This window comes from Streptomyces sp. 2323.1, assembly GCF_900221035.1.
Taxonomy (GTDB): domain Bacteria; phylum Actinomycetota; class Actinomycetes; order Streptomycetales; family Streptomycetaceae; genus Streptomyces; species Streptomyces sioyaensis.
The window spans coordinates 3197802-3217225 of record NZ_LT907981.1 but is presented as its reverse complement, the minus strand read 5'-3'; the positions used below and the strand labels follow the sequence as shown (position 1 = coordinate 3217225).

The window sequence follows — 19424 nt, the reverse complement described above, 5'->3', positions numbered from 1 at the left end:
GAGGTGGTGCGGCAAGATGGGGGCCATGGGGATCGTCTCCGGCGAGGGCAGACTGATCGGCGGCCGCTACCGGCTGGAGGTCCGGCTGGGCCGGGGCGGAATGGGGACCGTCTGGCGCGCCCAGGACGAGCTGTTGGGCCGCCAAGTCGCCGTGAAGGAACTGCACGTGGGGGAGGGACCGGACGCGCCCGAGGCGCGGGTGCAGCGCGGACGGGCGATGCGCGAGGCGCGGACCGTCGCGCGGATCAAGCACCCCAATGTGATCGTCGTGCACGATGTCGTCGAGCAGGACGGCCGGCCGTGGATCGTGATGGAGCTGGTCGAGGGGCCGTCGCTGGCCGACCGGCTGCAGAGCGGGGGACCGGTCGCGCCCCGCGAGGCGGCCCGGATCGGCATCGCGCTGCTGGGCGCGCTGCGGGCCGCGCACACCCGCGGGGTGCTGCACCGCGACCTCAAGCCCGCCAACGTCCTGATGGAGCCGGGCACCGGCCGGGTCGTGCTCACCGACTTCGGCGTCGCCCAGGTCTCCGGTGTCACGACGCTGACGGATACGGGCGGCTTCGTCGGTTCGCCGGAGTACACCGCGCCGGAGCGGATGGCCGGCCGCGGTACGGGGCCCGAGGCCGACCTCTGGTCGCTGGGGGCGCTGCTGTGTGCCGCGCTCAGCGGCGCCTCCCCGTTCCGTCGCGACTCGCTGGGCGCCGTGCTGCAGGCCGTCGTGTACGAGGAGATCGAACTCCCCGAAGCCGCCCGCCCGTTACGTGCCGTCGTCGACGGCCTCCTGGAGCGCGATCCGGCGCGCCGGCTCGGCGTCGCCGAGACGGAGCAGCTGCTGCGCGGCTATCTGCGGTCGGGGCGCGCCCCCGAGCGTGGTCCGGGCGGATCCGGCCGGGGGCATGGCCATGGTGCCGGGCCCGGCCGCGGTCATGGCCATGGCGCCGGGCGCGCGGCCGAGGCCGTGGCGGAGGCGCGCGGGCCGGCGGGTCCCGGCGGGCCGCGCGCCGGTGGTCCCAAGGACCCTTACGATCCCGGCGCCGACGCCCATGCCGCCCTGCGCGACGGGGCCGACGGCAGCCGGCCCGGTGAACACCCGCCCAGCGAGGACCCGTTGGCCGCCGATGTGGGGCCCGCTGCCCGGCCTGGCCCGGGTCCTGCCCCTGCCGCGGACGGCGCCGGGCGCACCGACGGCCGGGCCCCGGGCGCACCGGTCCGGGCGGCGGCGTTCGACGACCGGGCGCTGGCCGCGGCCGCCCGCCCGCACACCGGCCGTACCCGCACCGCCCTGCTGGTCGCGCTGGCGGCGGTGGTGATCGGCGGTACGGGCGTGGGCCTGGCCGTACTGCTGACGCACCGCAGCGGGGCCGACGACGGCACCGGCCGGCCCGGCCGTTCCCCGCAGACCGCGGGCCCGGGGCCGACGCGGAGCACCGGCGGTGCGACGCCCACCGTTACGCCCACCGTCACGGTCACCGCGCCGCCCTCGCCGGCCCCCACCGGCACGCTCCCGGCCGGCTACCGGCTCGTCCGCGACCCGGTCGGCTTCGTGATCGCCGTACCGGCCGGCTTCCGCCGCGCGTACGAGCACGACCGGGTCTACTACTCCTCCCGGGGCAGACGCTTCCGGATCGGCGTCCAGCTGCAAGAGCAGGTGCCCCAGGGGCCGCTGGGCGCGATGCGGACGGCGGACGCGCAGGGCCCCGCCGACTACTCCGGCTACCGAGGGGGGCGCGTCACCGAGACCACCCACAACGGACTGCGGGCCGGGCTCTGGGAGTTCGTCTGGGACGGCGGTGCGCACGACGGCGGCCCCCGGTACACCTATGACCTCAGCTGGGACGAGGGCGGCCGGATGATCGACGTGTGGATCTCCGCCCCGCTCGGCTCGCGCGGCGAGGCCAGGCGCCACCTCGGCACCGCGCTCGACGCCTTCCGGCTGCCGGGGGCGTGAGCCGGGCTCCCGGTTGTCCCAGACCAGCGCCCTTACGGCCAGCAGGCGCTGGCGCGATTGTGCGTGCGCCGTGAAAACTCATTACTCCCGGGTACACAAAGCGTCCGGGGAGGCATACCCTCGCCGACATGACGGACTCGCAGGACACCGGAACAGCCCCCTCCGCCGCCGAGGCCCCCGACGACGCTCCCGTAACGACGGCGCCCGCCCCCGCGCCTGCCGAGGCCGCCACCGACGAGGCCGCCCCGGCGCCCGCCGACGGCAACCCGGTCGCCCCCACCCCGGCAGGCGCCCGTACCGCGGCCGACGTGGTCACTCCGGAGCTCGCCGCCCGGCTCACCCGCGGCGTCGTGGGCACCGGCCGGACCGCCAACCACACCCCGTTCACCGGGGAGAAGCTGGCCGACCTGCCCGAGTCCACCCCGGAGGACGTCGCGACCGCCTTCGAGCGGGCCCGCGCCGCCCAGGAAAGCTGGGCCAAGGTCCCGGTTCGGCAGCGTGCGGCGGTTCTGCTCCGCTTCCACGACCTGGTGCTCAGCCGCCAGGCCGAGGTGCTCGACCTGATCCAGCTGGAGACCGGCAAGGCGCGGCTGCACGCCCACGAGGAGGTGCTGGCGGTCGCCGTCACCGCCCGCCACTACGGCCGCAAGGCCCCCGCCTACCTCCGGCCCAAGCGGCACACCGGCGTCGTACCGACCCTCACCAAGGTCACCGAACTCCGCCAGCCCCGGGGCGTCATCGGTCAGATAGCCCCCTGGAACTACCCCTTCGAGCTGTCCGTCGGCGACGCCCTGCCGGCCTTCGTCGCGGGCAACGCCGTCGTCATGAAGCCCGACACGGAGACCGCGCTGACCGCGCTGTGGGCCCGTGAGCAGCTCATCGAGGCCGGGCTGCCGGAGGAGCTGTGGCAGGTCGTGCTCGGCGAGGGCCCGGTCGTCGGCCCCGCCGTTGTGGAGCACGCCGACTACGTCTCCTTCACCGGCTCGACCCGTACGGGCCGCGAGGTCGCCCAGGGCGCCGCCGCCCGGCTGGTCGGCGTCAGCCTCGAACTCGGCGGCAAGAACGCCATGATGGTCCTCGCGGACGCCGATGTGGAGAAGGCCGCCGCCGGCGCCGTCCGCGGCTGCTTCTCCTCCGCCGGCCAGCTGTGCATCTCCATCGAGCGGCTGTACGTCCACGAGTCGATCGCCGACGAGTTCGTCCAGCGGTTCGCCGCCCGGACGAAGGCGATGCGGCTGGGCAACGCCCTCGCCTACGGCGCCGACATGGGCTCGCTGGTCGGCGAGCGCCAGCTGGAGACCGTCACCCGCCATGTCGAGGAGGCCGTCGCCAAGGGCGCCGAGCTGGTCGCCGGCGGCCGCCCCCGCCCCGACATCGGCCCGCTCTTCTACGAGCCCACCATCCTCGACGGCGTCCAGGCCCCGATGGCCGTCTGCAGCGAGGAGACCTTCGGTCCGGTCGTCTCGATCTACCGCTTCCGCGACGAGGACGAGGCGGTGGCGCTCGCCAACGCCACGCCGTACGGCCTGAATTCCAGCGTCTGGACCAAGGACGGCCGCCGCGGCCGCGCCCTCGCCGCCCGGCTGCGGACCGGCACGGTCAACGTCAACGAGTCCTACGCCGCCGGCTACGGCAGCGTGCAGTCGCCGATGGGCGGCATGGGGGACTCGGGCCTGGGCCGCCGGCACGGCTCCGAGGGCATCCTGAAGTACACCGAGGCACAGACCGTCGCCCAGCAGCGGCTGATGCCGATCGCTCCGTCCTTCGGGCTGACCGATGAGAAGTACGCACAGCTGATGACCCGCAGCCTGCGCGCGATGAAGGCGTTCCGCCTGCGCTGAGGCCGCCCGCGGCAGGTCAGCCGGCCCCGCCGCTCCGCCAGAACCAGCAGGGAGAGCCAGTGCCCCAGGAGAACTCTGCCCGCCCCCAGGAACCGGACGGCGCCGGGACGGACGGTTACGACTACGACGTGCTCGTCATCGGCTCCGGCTTCGGCGGCGCGGTCTCCGCACTGCGGCTGACCGAGAAGGGCTACCGCGTCGGCGTCCTCGAAGCCGGCCGCCGCTTCACCCGGCAGACGCTGCCGAAGAACTCCTGGGACCTGCGCAACTATCTGTGGGCCCCGGCGCTCGGTTGCTACGGCATCCAGCGCATCCACCTCCTGGGCAACGTCATGGTCCTGGCGGGCGCCGGCGTCGGCGGCGGCTCGCTCAACTACGCCAACACCCTCTACGTCCCGCCGAAGCCGTTCTTCGACGACCCGCAGTGGAAGGACATCACCGACTGGCAGGAGGAGTTGACGCCGTACTACGACCAGGCACAGCGGATGCTGGGCGTACGGCTCAACCCGACGATGACGCCCTCCGACGTGCATCTGAAGGCGGCCGCACACGCCATGGGCGTCGGCGACTCCTTCCACATGGCGCCGGTCGGGGTGTTCTTCGGGGACGGCGAGGACGCGGACGGCGGCGCGCGGGGGAAGCCGGGGGCGGAGGTGCCTGACCCGTACTTCGGCGGCGCCGGCCCGGCCCGCAGGGCGTGCACCGAATGCGGGGAGTGCATGACGGGCTGCCGCCACGGCGCCAAGAACACCCTCAACGAGAACTACCTCCACCTCGCCGAACGGGCCGGTGCGGTCATCCACCCGATGACCTCGGTCGTCTCGCTGACCGAGGACTCCCGTGGCGGCTTCGCCGTCGGCACCCTCCCGACGGACAACAAGAAGAAGGGCGCGGGCCGGACGTTCACCGCCCGCCGCGTCGTCCTCGCGGCCGGCACCTACGGCACGCAGACCCTGCTGCACCGGATGAAGGACAGCGGCCTGCTTCCGTACGTCTCCGGCCGGCTCGGTGCGCTGACCCGCACCAACTCCGAGGCGCTGGTCGGCGCGCAGACCGACAACCGCCGCTACCGCAAGCGGCACGGCGCGAAGGCCGACTTCACCCGGGGCGTGGCGATCACCTCGTCGATCCACCCCAACGAGAACACCCACATCGAGCCGGTCCGCTACGGCCGGGGCTCCAACGCGATGGGCGGCCTGACCATCCTCCAGGTGCCCTACCGCCCCGCCGGGCGGGTCGCGGGCTGGCTGGCGAACGTGGCCCGCCACCCGCTGCTGGCCGTGCGGTCGCTGTCCAACCGCCGCTGGTCGGAGCGGACCATCATCGGTCTGGTCATGCAGTCCCTCGACAACTCGCTGACGACGTACCGGAAGCCGAAGGGACTCGGCAAGGGCCTGCTCACGGCGCGGCAGGGCCACGGCGCGCCCAACCCCGAGCAGATCCCCGAGGCCACCGAGGCGGCCACGCTGCTCGCCCAGGAGATCAACGGCTTCGCGGGCAGCAATGTCGGCGAGCTGATGGGGACCCCGCTGACCGCGCACTTCCTGGGCGGCTGCCCGATCGGTGCGGACGCCGACCAGGGCGTCATCGACCCGTACCACCGCCTCTACGGCCACCCCGGCATCTCGGTCGTCGACGGCGCCGCGGTCTCCGCCAACCTGGGCGTCAACCCGTCGCTGACCATCACCGCGCAGGCCGAGCGGGCGATGTCGCTGTGGCCCAACAAGGGCGAGCCGGACCCGCGCCCCGCCCAGGGCCGCGGCTACCGGCGGCTGACACCGGTCGAGCCGGTCCGCCCGGCCGTCCCCGCGAAGGCCTTCGGCGCCCTGCACCTGCCGCTCCTGGCCGTCCCGCCGGTACCGCCGAAGAAGTCCGAGTCCGCCGGCTAGGACGCGCCTTCGGCCCGCCCGGGGCCGTACACCTGCTCGTGACGAGGGGCCGCACCCGCTCCGGGACGCTGTTGGTTCATGCGTCCCGGTCCGGATGCGGCCCCACTGCACTGCGTCCGCCGTTACGCGGCGGCGCCACCGTCCGTCTTACGGCGGCGGACGGCGAAGACCGCGCCCGCGCCGACGACCATGGCGACCCCACCCACGAGGGCGAGGGTGGGCAGCGCGGAGGACGCACCGGTCTCGGCGAGGTTGCCGGTCACCGGCAGCTTGTCCATGCCGGCCTTCGGCTTGGCGGTGCCGACCGGCTTCCCGCCGCCCTGCGGACCGGGCTTGTTGCCGGGCTTGCCGGGCTTGGCCGGCGGGATCTTGCCGGGGTTGCTGCCGGCGGTCAGGATCGTGAAGTCGTACCACTGCTCCTCGGACCAGCCGCAGGAGCCGTCCTTGTTCTGGTAGTCGCCCGCGACCAGCGCGAAGCCGTCACCGGCCTTGGCGCCCTTGTCGGCGCGGATGCGCATCTTGAGCTCGGCGGTCTGGTGCCCGTCGAGCTGGAACCAGCCGAAGTACTGGCCGTCGGTCCACTCGTCGAACGAGGTCCACTTGCCGGTGTCCGGGTTCTGGTACTCCAGGTCGAGCTGGGACTTGGGGTGGTCCATGTTCTCGGTCGGCACCGCGTAGATGACCGGGTAGACCTCGTCGAGCGTGTGGTTGGTGGTGTTGGCCAGGTGCACGCTGAAGCCCTTCCAGCCGCCGCCCGCAACGAGCTTGGAGGGCAGATGGGCGACGGTCACCTTGATCGCGGCGTCGTCGACGGTGCAGTCGGACTCGTCCCCGTCGTCGCCCGGCTCGGTGGGCTCGGCGGAGACGGAGGCGGAGGGCTTGGCCGGGCTGCCGGTCTTCGTGCCGGCGCCGGGGGTGGCCGGCGCGGACGGCTTGGCGCCGTCCCCGGTCTGCTCACCGGTCGTGCCGTCGTCGCCCGGAGTGGTGTCGCCCGGCGCGCTCGCGTCACCGGCGCCCGGCGTCGCCGGCTGGGTGGTGGTGTCGCCGGTCTGCTCGGCACCGGGGGTGCCCGGCGTCGGCTCGGCGCTCGCGCCGGCCTCGGTCTCGGGACCGGTCGTCGCGAACGCGGCGGGGGCCGCCATCAGGGCGGCGGGCGCTATGACGGCCGTCGCGGCGGCGGCCGTCAGGGCACGGCGAAGCTTCATCAAGACCTCTCGGGGTCCAGCGTGCCGAAAGCCGGCACAAGTGAGGTGCGGGCCGTCGCGGTGGGGGCGCGGTATGGCCGTGCGATTGCAGGTACATGACCGGCCATGGCCGAAAAAGGTTGTTCGCTCAACCAGGATTGCCGTCGTGATGCCCGTCACATCCGTCACAGCTGTCTCACAGGCTTCTCAAGGGAAACCCACAGGCCCAGGCCCGGCGGAGGCCGTGCGCCCGGCGCGCGCCCCCCACAGCGAAGGGCCCCGGATGCCGTCCGCGAGGGGGGTGCGGACGGCCACGGGGCCCTTGGCTTTCGGTGCCGGCGTCAGGGCAGCGCCGGTACCGATGGCGGCGCTGGGGGGGGGGTAGCGCCGCTGGCTCTTCGGGGTGGTGCTCGATGCTGCGGATCCCGGCGGTGGCCGGATCCATGGCGTGGCAGAGGTCCCTGCCGGAAGCGGAGTGTGGTGCGTCAAGCATCGTCCTGGATGCGCCTCACCTGGCGCAACCGTTTCGACCGGATGCGGTCGGTCCCGGGCGTCCCCAGGACCGACCACCCCATCGGATGTGACCGGGCTGCTGTCCCCTGCTGACCGGTCACTGCACCGGAGCGAGGTCCCACGACGCGGACCGCGGCTGGCGGTCGGCGTCTCATCGCTCCGGGGTTCCGCCCGTGGGGCGGCGTCTACGCGTAGTCCTGCAGGCCGCGCCTGGCTGGCGTGGCACCGGGAACAACGAAGCCTCGCGGCGGCCGGTCACGCGCCGTACGGGTGAGTCGGCAACCGAACGCAGATCCGGCAGTTGCGCCGGGGCGCGCCCGCTCTGCCACGCGCTCCGCCCCTACCGGAAGCTGCCCGCGCACCGTCGGGAACCAGCCATGCCGCGGGCCCCGGATGCCTCAGATCTGGCCCCGGGACAGCTCCAGCAGGGTCATCGCCAGCGCGGTGCCCGGCTTGCCGAGCTGGTCGCGGTAGTGGGCGAGGATCTCCATCTCGCGGGAGAGGTTCACCCGCCGCCCGCCCGAGGTGAGGCGCTCGCGCTGGATGACGGCCGAGACGGCCATCCGTTCTTGGACGAGGCCGATGATCCGGCCGTCGAGATCGTCGATCCGCTGCCGTGCGTCGGTGATGAGCCCGGCGGCCTCCGGGGTGCGTGCGCCGGTGTCCGCGGCAGTGCCTGCGGCGGTGGGAGTCGTGCCGGGGGCGGTGGGGGTCTCGGTCCTCATGTGCGTCTCCTGGGGTGTGTGGCCCCGGAGCCGACGGCCGGTCCTGACAGACGCAGACGCCCCGGACCTTGTCGGCCCGGGGCGCCTGGGAAGTTGCTCGTCAGTGGATCAAGCAGCACGACCATGGCAGCCGGTTGGGCCGGTGCCATAGGTAAAGACGAAGGTCAGCTGCTTGTTCATGGGGCTCAGTATGAGCCCGTTAGAATCGAAAGTCCAACCCTGCTCCACACCGCCGGAAGGCCGCCGAAGTGCCATCAGCGCCCCCTGCCGCTGCCCCGGACGTCGTCCTCGTAGTCGACTTCGGCGCACAGTACGCCCAGCTCATCGCCCGCCGAGTCCGTGAGGCCCGGGTCTACAGCGAGATCGTGCCGTCCACCATGCCGGTGACCGAGATGCTCGCCAAGAACCCCAAGGCGATCATCCTCTCCGGCGGTCCCTCGTCCGTTTATGCCGAGGACGCCCCCAGCCTGGACCGTTCGCTGTTCGAGGCCGGTGTCCCCGTCTTCGGCATGTGCTACGGCTTCCAGCTCATGGCCACCACCCTCGGTGGCACCGTCGACAACACCGGCGCCCGCGAGTACGGCCGTACCCCGCTGACCGTCACCCGCCCGGGATCCACCCTCTTCGAGGGCACCCCCGCCGAGCAGTCGGTGTGGATGTCCCACGGCGACGCCTGCTCCGCCGCCCCCGAGGGCTTCACGGTCACCGCGTCCACCGACGTGGTCCCGGTCGCCGCCTTCGAGAACGACGAGAAGAAGCTCTACGGCGTCCAGTACCACCCCGAGGTCATGCACTCCACGCACGGCCAGCAGGTCCTGGAGCACTTCCTCTACCGCGGCGCGGGCATCGAGCCGAACTGGACCACCACCAGCGTGGTCGAGGAGCAGGTCGCCGCGATCCGCGCGCAGGTCGGCACCAAGCGTGCGATCTGCGGGCTGTCCGGCGGCGTGGACTCCTCGGTGGCCGCCGCCATCGTGCAGAAGGCCATCGGCGACCAGCTGACCTGCGTCTACGTCGACCACGGTCTCCAGCGCAAGGGCGAGTCCGAGCAGGTCGAGAAGGACTTCGTGGCCGCCACCGGCGTCCAGCTGAAGGTCGTCGACGCCGAGGAGCGCTTCCTGACCGCACTGGCCGGGGTCAGCGACCCCGAGCAGAAGCGGAAGATCATCGGCCGCGAGTTCATCCGCGTCTTCGAGCAGGCCCAGGCCGAGCTGGTCGCCGACGCCGGCGCCGAGGGCGAGGAAGTCGCCTTCCTGGTCCAGGGCACGCTCTACCCGGACATCGTCGAGTCCGGCGGCGGTACGGGCACCGCCAACATCAAGTCGCACCACAACGTCGGCGGCCTCCCCGACGACATCGAGTTCCAGCTCGTCGAGCCGCTGCGCCAGCTGTTCAAGGACGAGGTCCGGATGGTCGGCACCGAGCTCGGCCTGCCCGACCAGATCGTCCAGCGCCAGCCGTTCCCCGGCCCCGGCCTGGGCATCCGCATCGTCGGCGAGGTCACCAAGGAGCGCCTGGACCTGCTGCGCGAGGCCGACGCCATCGCCCGCGAGGAGCTGACCGCGGCCGGTCTGGACCGCGAGATCTGGCAGTGCCCGGTGGTCCTGCTCGCCGACGTCCGCTCGGTCGGCGTCCAGGGCGACGGCCGGACGTACGGTCACCCGATCGTGCTGCGCCCGGTGTCCTCCGAGGACGCGATGACCGCGGACTGGACGCGGATGCCGTACGAGGTGCTGGCCCGCATCTCCACCCGCATCACCAACGAGGTCGCCGACGTCAACCGCGTCGTCCTCGACGTCACCAGCAAGCCGCCGGGCACCATCGAGTGGGAGTGATCCCACTCGCCGCCTGACCCACGCCGCCGTCCGGGCCACCGGGCGGCGGCGTGGTGCGTTGTCGGGGCGGCCGCGCCCCGGTTCACCGCCGGGCGGGCCGCGTCCTCAGCCCCGTACGGCCGAGGCCAGGCGCTCCAACGTCGCGGCCATCGCCGGGGCCATCCGCCGCGGGAAGCCGGGGAGTTCGACGACGAGGCGGGGGAGCCGGGCGCGCGACCAGTCATAGGTGTGGGTGACCCGGGTGACCCCTGCGGCCTCGGTGCCGTCCCTGCGCTCCGTGCCGTCCACGGGCGTCAGCTCGTAGCGCCAGCGCTGCCCGCCGACCAGCCGTCGGCCGCCGACCTCGCCCCAGGTCTCCCAGGCCAGCAGCCGGTCCTCCTCGTACTCCACCACGATGTTCACCGACCGGTAGGCGAGGCGCCCCTGCGCCATGCCCATGCTGAACCGGTCGCCGGGCGCCAGCTGCGACGGCCCCTCCGGGCGGCCGCGCAGCATGCCCGAGCCGTCCAGCTCGGTATGCCGGGCCGGGTCCCGGAGGACGGCGAAGAGCTGCCCCGGTGTGGCGCTGATGTCCTTGCTGACCGATACGGCCCTCATGATGTGCCCCTCCGCTGCCGTTTCTGGTGCGTTCATGATGCAGGCCGACCGATCTGTGTCCGCCTTGGCCCTGGTTACCTGCGGTAGTGAAAGGTAGCTTCCGCTTCGAGCATCAAGAGCCGTACGTGCCAGGAGGAGAGCCGCGATGCCCGAGCCGACGCCCATACCCACCGAACAGCTGCATTTCGCGATGCCGCCGACGCACGAGACCGTCGAGGGCGAACGGCGCCACCGCAAGGAACGCCTGGTCGCGGCGCTGCGCCTCTTCGGGCGCTGCGGCTTCGAGGAGGGCGTCGCGGGCCACATCACCGCCCGCGACCCGGAGTTCCCGCACTGCTTCTGGGTCAACCCCTTCGGGATGTCGTTCCGGCACATCACGGTCAGTGATCTGATCCTGGTGAACGCGGAGGGCAAGGTCGTCGAGGGCCGCTACCACGTCAACCAGGCCGCGTTCGCCATCCATGCCCAGGTCCACCGGGCGCGCCCGGACGTGGTCGCCGCGGCGCACAGCCACTCCACGTACGGCCGGGCGCTGTCCGCGCTGGGTGAGCTGCTGGAGCCGATCACCCAGGACGTCTGCGCCTTCTACGAGGACCATGCGCTCTTCGACGACTACACGGGCGTGGTCGTGGACGAGGAGGAGGGCCGCCGGATCGCGGCCGCCCTCGGCCCGCACAAGGCCGTGATCCTGCGCAACCACGGGCTGTTGACGGTCGGCGACTCGGTCGATGCGGCGGCGTGGTGGTTCCTCACGATGGAGCGCTCCTGCCAGGTCCAGCTCACCGCGAAGGCGGCCGGCAAGCCGGTGCTGATCGACCACCACAGCGCCGTCCACACCCGCGAACAGCTGGGCAACGACCTGGTCGCCTGGATCAACTACCAGCCGCTGTACCAGCAGATCGCCCGCAGTGAGCCGGACCTCTTCGACTGAGGGCGGCCTTGAGGGGGCCTGAGGGGTCTTGGGGGGTGGGGCCTGCGGGACGTCCGTCCGCCCCGCAGGCCCCGGTGTCACGAGGGCGGCAACAGCTCACGCAGCGGCGCCACGGTCGCCGAGATGCCGTGGCTGAACGGCGCGTTGAAGTCCCAGACGAGGAACAGCAGGAAGGCGATCAGCGCGCTGAAGAGCCCGGCCATCAGCAACTCCCGCCCCGAACGCCGGATCTGCAGGGTGAACATCACGCCGATGGAGATGGCGCCCCCGGCGATCAGCCCGAACCACACCACGCCCGGCAGCGTCGAACCGGCGGCGTCCGCACGGGCGGCGCGGGCCCCGTCGGCCGCCGCGACCTGATCGATCAGGGGCTGGTAGGACTGCCCTTCGAAGTCGTTGCGCGGGTGGTAGTCGGTGACGTCCGCCCGGACCTTCGTCAGCAGATCGCTGCCGCGCTGGGTCAGTTCCCCCTGCTCGGCCATGACCGGCCACTCCTTGTGCACCACATACGTCACATAGGCCCCGACATCGGAGCGGATCCGGTCCCGCACCGGCGCGGGATAGGCCCGGGCCCGCGCACTGACCTCGTGCAGCGCCTGGGCCTCGGTCCGTACGGTGTCCTCGGCCGCACTTCTCGCCTCCCAGACGCCGGCGATGGCCAGGCCCAGCACGATCGCGTAGACCACCCCCACCATCATCGTCAGATACTCGATCACATCCGGCGTTTCGGTCGGGTCGTCGTCCTCGGTGATCCGCCGCTCCTTGAGGACGGTGATGGTCAGGACGACGCCGCAGACCGCGGCCATGGCGATGGTCAGCACCAGCCATTGCGACATGGAGACCTCCTACGAGGAACGGCGTCCGGCGGAACCGGACGAGGAGCTCGAACGGGGACGGAGGGCGGCCCCGGCCAGCACGGCCGGAGCGGTGAGCAGCAGGACCGTGGTCACCATCGAGCGCCTGCCGTGCGGCTTGTGGGACACCTGGGCATGGCTGCGGGGCAGGACGGGCGGCGGGGAGAAGGGACGGCGGGTCGGCGCGTGCGTCGGCGCGTGGGTGGGCCGGGGCGCGGGGGGCGGGGGTACGGCGGGGCGGGCACGGTGAGTGGGCCGTGGCGTCGGGGGCGGCGGAGGTGGGGTCGGAGGCGGCGTTGGCCGGGCCCGGGGAGGGGGCGGCGGCGCCGGCCTGGGGGTGTGCGGACGAGGGGCCGGCGGGCGGGGCGGCGGCGGGGCCGGCGGTGTCGTCCGGGTGCAGGGGAAGTGCCAGCCGTGCGGCATGGGAAAGCCGGTCGGCACGTCCACCGGCGGTGCGGTCCCGGCGTACGCGCAGTTGTCGCCGGCGACCGGGCGGCCGTAGGGGGCAGCGGCGGCTGCCGCCGGCGCGGTGGCGAGCAGCGCGGCGGCCCCGGTCAGCAGCAGACATACGGCGGCGGCCGCCAGCAGCCTGGGCGCCAGGCGTCCCAGAGCGCGCAGGAGTTGCGGGAGACGGGCGCTCCGCCGGTCGCCGGGCCGGCGCGGCGGTGGTCCCGCCGGCCGGGGCGCTCTGAGTGACCTGTGCGGTCCGGGTACGTGGCACACGGCGAGAGCTTGCGCAGCACACGGACGGCTCAGCCGTCGCCGTACCCCGGTTCGCCCAAATAGGGGACATGGCTGTATTTCCCGGCGCGCGGCCGGTCGGATGTGCGGACGGATACGTACGCCGGTACGGAAATGCCGGGGCGCACACGGCTCCCCGGCGCTCCCGATGCCGTACGTCAACGCGCCGATGCGCCCCACCACCCGCCGCCAGCTGGATGTTTGATATCGGCCCCGGCTTTCTACGGCACAATTCCCCCTTGTACGGGACAAGTTGATGACGGTGGCGGGGCGGTATCGGACGTGGCGGTGGATGCGGCGGGCGGGATGACCGGTGCGGGTGAGCCGGGGGAGGGCGCGGAAGGCGCCGACGGCGGCGAGTGCCGGTGCGGGCAGTGTCCGCACGGCGCCCGCGTGGGGCACCGGCAGGCGGTGGCGGCGTTCGTCGCGCTGCGGGAGGACTTCGCCGCCGGGCGTGGGGTGCCGGCCGGGCTCGCCCGCTCCGCCGGCGCCTCCCGGCAGTGGGTCTCGGACGAACTCACCCTCTCGGCACAGGAATTGACCAAGCGACGTGCGGCCGAGCGGGTCACCTGGCTGACGACGGTACGGCGGCGCACCCTGCTCGGCGTCTGGGGCGCGGTGGTGGCCGTGCTGCTCGGGCAGGCGCTGACCGCCCTCGCCCATGGCTGGACGGCGACCCGGACGGCGGGGCTGCTCGCCGCCGTCGTCCTCGCGCTGGGGGTGACGGCGGCGGCCTGGTGGCACCGGGCGCACGGCGGGGCGCTGGCACCGCTGATCGGGGAGGACGGGCGGCTGTCCACCTCACGCACGGTGGCGGCCGGCTGGGCGGGTGCGGTGCTGTACGCCGTCCTGACGCTCGCGGTGCAACTGGCGCTGGCCGGCACCCCGGAGGCGCGGCGCACCCTGCTCCAGGGCCTGGCGCTCGCACGGTCCGGCTCCCTGCTGGCGATGCTTGGCGTCGCCTGCGGTGTGGCCGTGCTGGCGTACGGGCTGGTCGGCGCGCGGGTGCGGTCCGGGTGGCTGCAGAAGGTTCCCGCGGAGCGGCCGCGCGCCGCCGATCTGCTGACGGACGACGCGGGGCGCGGCAGCTTCCTGGACGTGCAGTACGTCCTGGTGAACGCCGCCGTCCTGGGCTGTGCACTGGTACGGCTGGCGCGGCAGGCGAACGAACTGCCGCAGCTGCCCTGGGGCCTGGTGCTTCTGGCGGGGCTCTCCGGGACGACCTCCCTGATGGGGAAGCTGGTGACGGGCGGCCGCCCGGTGATCCTCTCCGTTGTGCGCTCCCGTGAGCTGGGCGACCTCGCCGCACCGGTCCGCACCGGTGACGACATCGAGATCCGCGGCGCCGGCTTCGTCCCGCCGGGCGCCGGCACGCCCGACCGGCTCGCCCGGACCGTGGTGCGGATCGGCGACGTCCATGTCCCCGTCCCCCTGGTCCCGGTGGCCGGCGGCTTCGCCAATCCCACGGACGGGGTGCTGACGGTTCCGGTGCCGGTCGATGTCGAGCCGGGCCGGGTGAAGGTCCGGGTGATCACGGCCGCTGGTGTGGAGACGGCTGGGTATCCGCTGGACATTTTGGACTGAGGGGTGGGGTGTGCTCCGGAGTTTCGGGGCTGCGGGCTTCGGATCTGCGGATCTTCGGGGCGGCGGTGGAGCTGGTCCGGGTGGCGTGTCTTGGAGCTGGTGGGGGCGGTTGTGGGCGGCTGCTGCCGGGCGTTGGCGGTCGGGCGGCCGGCGGCGGGCGTCGGGGGCCGGGGGTCGGGTTGTCTCCTCTGCCGGGCCGTCTCCTCTGGCGGCCACCGTCGGCAGGGCCGTCCGCGGTGGTGTGACGGTCGGGGCGTGACCTTTCCGTGTGCCCCAGCGGCCGGAAGTGCATCCATCCGTTGAACCTCTTGCGCATGTGCGTACGTATCTCCCCACGAGGCGCGGGCGCGGGCACAATCGTGTGCGCCCGGTGGTAACGGAGAGGCGGACGTCATGGTTCATGCGAATCGCACGATGGGTGCCGAATTCGGAGGTGCGAGCCTGGACGGCCCCGCCACCGGAATGCGGGGACAGTGGGCGCGCCATGCGCTGCTCCCCTTGCGGCTCTTCCTGGGCGCCACTTTCCTTTACGCAGGCATCGACAAGCTGACGGACCCGGCGTTCCTGTCCGCCTCCGGTGCGGGGTCACTGGGTGAAACACTGCGCCAAGTCCATGACGCGGCGGCGTTTCCGCAGCTCATCGACCTTGCGCAGCAGAATCCGGTGATCTTCGGCTATGCCATCGCGGCCGGTGAACTGGCGGTCGGCCTGGGGGCCTTGGTGGGTCTGCTGGGGCGGCTGGCGGCGTTCGGCGGTGCGCTGATCTCGCTGATGCTGTGGCTCACCGTGAGCTGGGCGACCACGCCGTACTACTACGGCAACGACCTGGCCTACCTGATGGCCTGGGTCCCGCTCGTACTGGCCGGAACACCGAGGTTCTCCCTGGACTCCGCCCTCTCGAACCGCCGCAAGCGGCACGGTGCGCAGCTGTACGGCTAGGCGGGCGGGGGCTGCTGGGCGGGCGGTTGCTGGGTGGCGGGGCGGCCGGGTGGCCGGGTGCGGCGTCCATCAGGGCGGGAGGGCGGCGCCGGGTCAGGTGCGTGTGCCGGGCCAGGAGGATGTGCGCCTGGTCAAGAGGGCGTGACGGGCGGTGGGTCTGCGGGCGGGGTGCGGTGGCGGCGGGCCGAGGTCCAGGCGGCGGCGATGCCGGAGAGGGCGAGGCCGACGGGGAGGGCAAGGAGCAGCCAGAGGCCGGGGGCCTGCCAGAGGTCGAGGGCATCGAGGCCGTAGCCCGCGCCGACGGTGAGGGCGGCGAGTCCCGAGATGAGGCGGGCCGGCTCGAAGGGGTGGCGGTTCACCGGGAGGCTCCCTGGGGGCTCGGGGCGGTCGGCGCGACGGGGGACGGCGGGGCGGAGTCCGGCGCGAGGCGTTCGATGGCGACCTGCCCGGCGCCGATATGGAGGTTCAGATCCACCGAACCGCGCGGCTTCTCGCCCTTCTTGAGGCCGTTGGCGGGCAGGGTGATGGTCCGCTGCCGGTCGCCCGCCGACAGGTCCACGTCGTGGGGTGACTCACCGGGAAGCTGGACATCGCCGATCCCGAGCGAGACATGGAGGCGGGCGCTGACTCCCTGCGGCAGCCGCACCTCCAGGCGGCCGAAGGCCACGTCCACGCTGCTGTGGACCGTACGGCCGTCCTTGAGGGGGAGGTCACCGAGGTCCAGCATGCCTTCCCCCGCCCCGACCTCGTAGTGCGGCCGGACGGCACCGACGCTGGTGGGCGTCCAGGTGCGCTTCTGCCAGTCGGTGGTGAGGTTGCGGGGCATCGCCGCCGCCCCCGTCAGTAGCAGGGCGGTGACTACCACCAGGAAGACCGTGCCGCCGCCGGTCCGTCCGTACCAGGTGCTGAGGACGAGCCCGAGGCCGAAGACGGCCAGCGCACACGCCAGCCCGGCCTGGAGGGACGGGACGAGGCCGTCATGCCGGGAGACGGCGAGCGCGGTGCCGCCGCCGACGAGCAGCGCGAGCAGGAAGGTCCAGCCACCGATCGACCGGCCGCTGTGGCGAGTTCGGCGCGGGGCGGGAGGGGCGCCGTGCGGCGGCGTGGAAGGGTCGCCGGGCGGACGGCTCCCGCCGGTCCAGGAGCCGTACGGGGCGGTGGGCGCGCCGGTGCCGTGCTCATACCGGTAGTTGAGGTCGAGCGGGAGCGGGGCGTTGTCCGGCCCCCACAGATAGGCCGGACCGGTCGCCTCCCTGGAGCGCGGGTCGCGCCACCAGGAGGGGTAGGCCGGCACCGGGGGCGCCTTGGTCTCGGGCGGGGCATCGGCGACGGCATGCGCGGTGGCGGAGTCCAGCGACTCCGGGCCCTGCGCCCCCACCTGCCGGCGCCGACGCGACCAATAGGCGGAGCCGGCCACCGCCAGCATCAGCATGATGGCGAACGGCATCGTGCTGCCCTTGCCGAGCGTGGTCAGGAACAGCCCGCAGCCGACCAGCGCGAACAGCAGGGCCGTCAGCGCCGATCCCTCGACCCGGCCGGAGAGCAGCCGGCGGCCCTCGTTCTCCTCCTCGCCGTCGAGGGGGATGAGCAGCCAGGCGAAGCCGTAGACGATGAGGCCGAGGCCGCCGACGGAGAGCACGGCGAGCACGATCCGGAAGATCACCGGATCGAGATCCCACTGCCGGCCCAGGCCGGCGCACACCCCGCCGATCACCTTGTGCCGCCGGCTGCGGCGCAGCGGGGCAGGCGCCGGGGCGGGAACGGCGGGGCCGGCAGGGTTGCCGGGCGCCGGTTCCTCGACGGGGGCTGTATCGCTCATGGGCCCATGGTGACAAGGAACACCGGGCCGCGGCATCGGTGAAAACCCTGGCGGACCCCTGAGATCTGCGGCCGGTGGCCCCGAGACTCCCCAGGGGGGTGGTGAAATCCCTCGTGCGTTCGCATATGACCCCGGGCTGTTGTCGCGGCTTGAAAGAAGGGCGTGTACGTGTGGTGGCCAAAGGTCTGTCCGCCCGCAGTGGCGACTATCGTTGCGCCCTGGATACGTACGGGGCTCCGGAGGGGCGTGCGGTGACGGAGGCGGCGTCGGTGAACGAGGGGCGACTGGTCGCCGGGCGATATCGCCTGGTTGAACGGATAGGCCAGGGCGGTATGGGGACCGTCTGGCGGGCCCGGGACGAACTCCTCGGGCGCCAGGTGGCGGTCAAACGACTGCATGTCTCGCCGCAGCTCGAAGAGGACGAACTGGCAACGCGTCATGAGCGCACCACCCGCGAGGCGCAGGCCGCGGCGCGCATCAACCATCCCAACGTGGTGGGGGTGCACGATGTCGTGGACGACGCCGGGCTGCCCTGCATCGTCATGGAATACGTCCCCTCCACGACACTCGGCGATGCCATCAAGGAAGCCGCGCGGGCCGACAGTTCGCTCACCCCGCGCGAGGTCGCCCGTATCGGACGCGGCATGATCGCGGCGCTGCGTGCCGCACACTCCGCCGGTGTGCTGCACCGGGACGTCAAGCCGGGCAATGTCCTGCTCGGTGAGGACGGCCGGGTCGTGCTCACCGACTTCGGTATCGCGGTCGCCAGCGGTGCCTCCACGCTCACCAAGACCGGTGAGCTGGTGGGCTCCATCGACTTCTTGGCGCCGGAGCGGGTCAAGGGCGGAACCCCGGGGCCCGCCTCCGATCTGTGGGCGCTGGGCGCGACGCTCTATCAGGCGGTCGAGGGGCGTCCCCCGTTCCGGAAGAACACCGCGGTCGAGACGGCCTACGCGATTGCCATGGACCCGCACGAGCCGCCGAGCAACGCCGGTTCGCTGGGTCCGCTGATCGAGGCGCTGCTGGCCAAGGAGCCGCAGGACCGGCCGTCGGCCGAGGTCGTCGAGCAGGCGCTGCGGGCCTCCGAGGCCGAGGTGGACACGGCGATGCTCGGCTGGCCGACGCTCGCGCTGGGCACGGTCGGGCGCGGCGCCCCGGACTCGGCCACGACGAACGGGCAGACGGATGCGCCGACCCGGGCGGTGGCGCCCACGGGCGGGGACGGCACCGCCCCGGAGTACGCCACGAACGGAACCGGCACATGGAACGGCACGGGTACCGGGACGCGGAACGGTACCGCTGCCGGTACGGCCGCGGACGCTGGCGGCGAGGCCAAGACCGGCCCGGTGGCCGTGCCCTCCGGCGGCAAGAAGCCCCGTAAGCGAAGGGGTGCCCGGGTCGCGGTCTGGACCGCCGTCGGGGTGCTGGTCGCCGGCGGCGGGGCGGGCACGGCCTGGTACCTGACGCAGCGCGACGACACCGGCGTGACCAACGAGGCCGCGGACAAGGACGCCCCGGCGCGTCCCCGTGTCCCGGACAACAGCCTCGGACCGCCGCCGGCTCTCCCCGACGGCTACCGCAAGATCACGGAGTCCGCGCTCGGTGTGACCTTCCCGCTGCCCGACGGCTGGAAGCGGCAGGCCAGGGACAGCGGACGGGAGATCATCTACTCCTCCGACGCCGACCGCGCCCAGATGACTCTCAGCGTCCTGGACTTCTCCTCGCCCGACCAGGTGCAACACCTCACGGACGTCGAGGGGTCCTTCAAGAAGTTGTACCCCGTCTACTCGCGGCTGCGGATGCAGCGCACGGTCTACCAGGGCGACCCCGCCGCGATCTGGGAGTTCACCTTCCAGGGTCGGGCCCGCGCCTTCCGGGGCGTCGACCTCGGGTTCGGCCGCGAGGGCGCCAAGGAGTACGCGATCTGCGTGACCGCGCCGAAGGACAACTGGACCAAGTTCGCGAAGCTCTTCACGCACATCAAGGACGGCTTCCGCAGGTCCGATCCGACCAGCTGACGGCCG

Annotated in this window: 13 protein-coding genes and 1 pseudogene; 8 read left to right on the top strand and 6 right to left on the bottom strand. The window is 73.0% G+C overall.

The genetic code is table 11. The features are described from left to right. Positions 1-25 precede the first annotated feature (25 nt). The 3 genes from CPH93_RS13290 to CPH93_RS13280 all read left to right on the top strand — a co-directional run bounded on the left by CPH93_RS13290 (position 26) and on the right by CPH93_RS13280 (position 5678). Positions 26-1948, top strand: coding sequence for a protein kinase domain-containing protein (locus tag CPH93_RS13290; protein WP_443031443.1), 1923 nt, complete (start codon positions 26-28; stop codon positions 1946-1948). A gap of 128 nt (positions 1949-2076) precedes the next feature. Continuing rightward, entirely contained in the window at positions 2077-3789 is a 1713-nt protein-coding gene (locus tag CPH93_RS13285; protein WP_096212968.1) for a succinic semialdehyde dehydrogenase, read from the top strand. A 59-nt stretch (positions 3790-3848) separates the two neighbouring features. Continuing rightward, a complete protein-coding gene (locus tag CPH93_RS13280) occupies positions 3849-5678 on the top strand; it encodes a GMC oxidoreductase (protein WP_096212967.1) in 1830 nt (609 codons plus the stop codon). Positions 5679-5800: 122 nt separating this feature from the next. On the opposite strand, the gene CPH93_RS13275 is transcribed toward CPH93_RS13280, so the two are convergent. Then, on the bottom strand, positions 5801-6883 hold the full coding sequence (locus CPH93_RS13275; RefSeq protein WP_093484713.1) for an LAETG motif-containing sortase-dependent surface protein: 1083 nt from the start codon (positions 6881-6883) through the stop codon (positions 5801-5803). 890 nt (positions 6884-7773) lie between these two features. Then, the gene (locus CPH93_RS13270) at positions 7774-8100 is read right to left on the bottom strand and encodes a chorismate mutase (RefSeq protein ID WP_093649100.1); all 327 of its coding nucleotides are present in this window, start codon (positions 8098-8100) and stop codon (positions 7774-7776) included. 248 nt (positions 8101-8348) lie between these two features. Here CPH93_RS13270 and guaA point away from each other — a divergent pair, with 248 nt between their 5' ends. Continuing rightward, positions 8349-9935, top strand: a complete 1587-nt coding sequence (gene guaA, locus CPH93_RS13265; RefSeq protein ID WP_096212966.1) for a glutamine-hydrolyzing GMP synthase — start codon at positions 8349-8351, stop codon at positions 9933-9935. 105 nt (positions 9936-10040) lie between these two features. On the opposite strand, the gene CPH93_RS13260 is transcribed toward guaA, so the two are convergent. After that, entirely contained in the window at positions 10041-10532 is a 492-nt protein-coding gene (locus CPH93_RS13260; protein ID WP_096212965.1) for an SRPBCC family protein, read from the bottom strand. Positions 10533-10671: 139 nt separating this feature from the next. Here CPH93_RS13260 and CPH93_RS13255 point away from each other — a divergent pair. Beyond that, positions 10672-11463 (top strand): annotated as a pseudogene (locus CPH93_RS13255) (class II aldolase/adducin family protein); the annotation flags it as partial. A gap of 77 nt (positions 11464-11540) precedes the next feature. Here the strand turns inward: CPH93_RS13255 and CPH93_RS13250 are convergent. Further along, a complete protein-coding gene (locus CPH93_RS13250) occupies positions 11541-12299 on the bottom strand; it encodes a bestrophin-like domain (protein WP_093649103.1) in 759 nt (252 codons plus the stop codon). A gap of 1065 nt (positions 12300-13364) precedes the next feature. Between CPH93_RS13250 and CPH93_RS13235 the strand changes: the two genes are divergently transcribed. After that, complete coding sequence (locus CPH93_RS13235) at positions 13365-14642, top strand: hypothetical protein (protein WP_096215423.1); 1278 nt, start codon at positions 13365-13367, stop codon at positions 14640-14642. A 393-nt stretch (positions 14643-15035) separates the two neighbouring features. Next, on the top strand, positions 15036-15581 hold the full coding sequence (locus tag CPH93_RS13230) for a TQO small subunit DoxD (protein WP_096212962.1): 546 nt from the start codon (positions 15036-15038) through the stop codon (positions 15579-15581). Positions 15582-15712: 131 nt separating this feature from the next. Here the strand turns inward: CPH93_RS13230 and CPH93_RS13225 are convergent, their stop codons facing one another. Both CPH93_RS13225 and CPH93_RS13220 read right to left on the bottom strand, forming a co-directional pair. After that, positions 15713-15940 (bottom strand): hypothetical protein, encoded by a 228-nt coding sequence (locus CPH93_RS13225; RefSeq protein ID WP_096212961.1) that lies wholly within the window; start codon positions 15938-15940, stop codon positions 15713-15715. After that, positions 15937-17400 carry a PspC domain-containing protein gene (locus CPH93_RS13220; protein WP_096212960.1) on the bottom strand — a complete coding sequence of 488 codons (1464 nt, stop codon included), beginning with the start codon at positions 17398-17400 and terminating at the stop codon, positions 15937-15939. Before CPH93_RS13220 ends, CPH93_RS13225 begins: the two co-directional genes overlap by 4 nt. Positions 17401-17732: 332 nt before the next feature. Here CPH93_RS13220 and CPH93_RS13215 point away from each other — a divergent pair, with 332 nt between their 5' ends. Continuing rightward, positions 17733-19418 carry a serine/threonine-protein kinase gene (locus CPH93_RS13215; protein ID WP_231977426.1) on the top strand — a complete coding sequence of 562 codons (1686 nt, stop codon included), beginning with the start codon at positions 17733-17735 and terminating at the stop codon, positions 19416-19418. Positions 19419-19424: the final 6 nt, after the last annotated feature.

Bases quoted from the DNA above. Each gene is read 5' to 3' on its own strand.
- CPH93_RS13290 (WP_443031443.1), top strand. From the start codon at position 26: ATGGGGATCGTCTCCGGCGAGGGCAGACTGATCGGCGGCCGCTACCGG.
- CPH93_RS13285 (WP_096212968.1), top strand. From the start codon at position 2,077: ATGACGGACTCGCAGGACACCGGAACAGCCCCCTCCGCCGCCGAGGCC.
- CPH93_RS13275 (WP_093484713.1), bottom strand. From the start codon at position 6,883: ATGAAGCTTCGCCGTGCCCTGACGGCCGCCGCCGCGACGGCCGTCATA.
- CPH93_RS13270 (WP_093649100.1), bottom strand. From the start codon at position 8,100: ATGAGGACCGAGACCCCCACCGCCCCCGGCACGACTCCCACCGCCGCA.
- CPH93_RS13260 (WP_096212965.1), bottom strand. From the start codon at position 10,532: ATGAGGGCCGTATCGGTCAGCAAGGACATCAGCGCCACACCGGGGCAG.
- CPH93_RS13250 (WP_093649103.1), bottom strand. From the start codon at position 12,299: ATGTCGCAATGGCTGGTGCTGACCATCGCCATGGCCGCGGTCTGCGGC.
- CPH93_RS13235 (WP_096215423.1), top strand. From the start codon at position 13,365: ATGACCGGTGCGGGTGAGCCGGGGGAGGGCGCGGAAGGCGCCGACGGC.
- CPH93_RS13230 (WP_096212962.1), top strand. From the start codon at position 15,036: ATGGTTCATGCGAATCGCACGATGGGTGCCGAATTCGGAGGTGCGAGC.
- CPH93_RS13220 (WP_096212960.1), bottom strand. From the start codon at position 17,400: ATGAGCGATACAGCCCCCGTCGAGGAACCGGCGCCCGGCAACCCTGCC.
- CPH93_RS13215 (WP_231977426.1), top strand. From the start codon at position 17,733: ATGGGGACCGTCTGGCGGGCCCGGGACGAACTCCTCGGGCGCCAGGTG.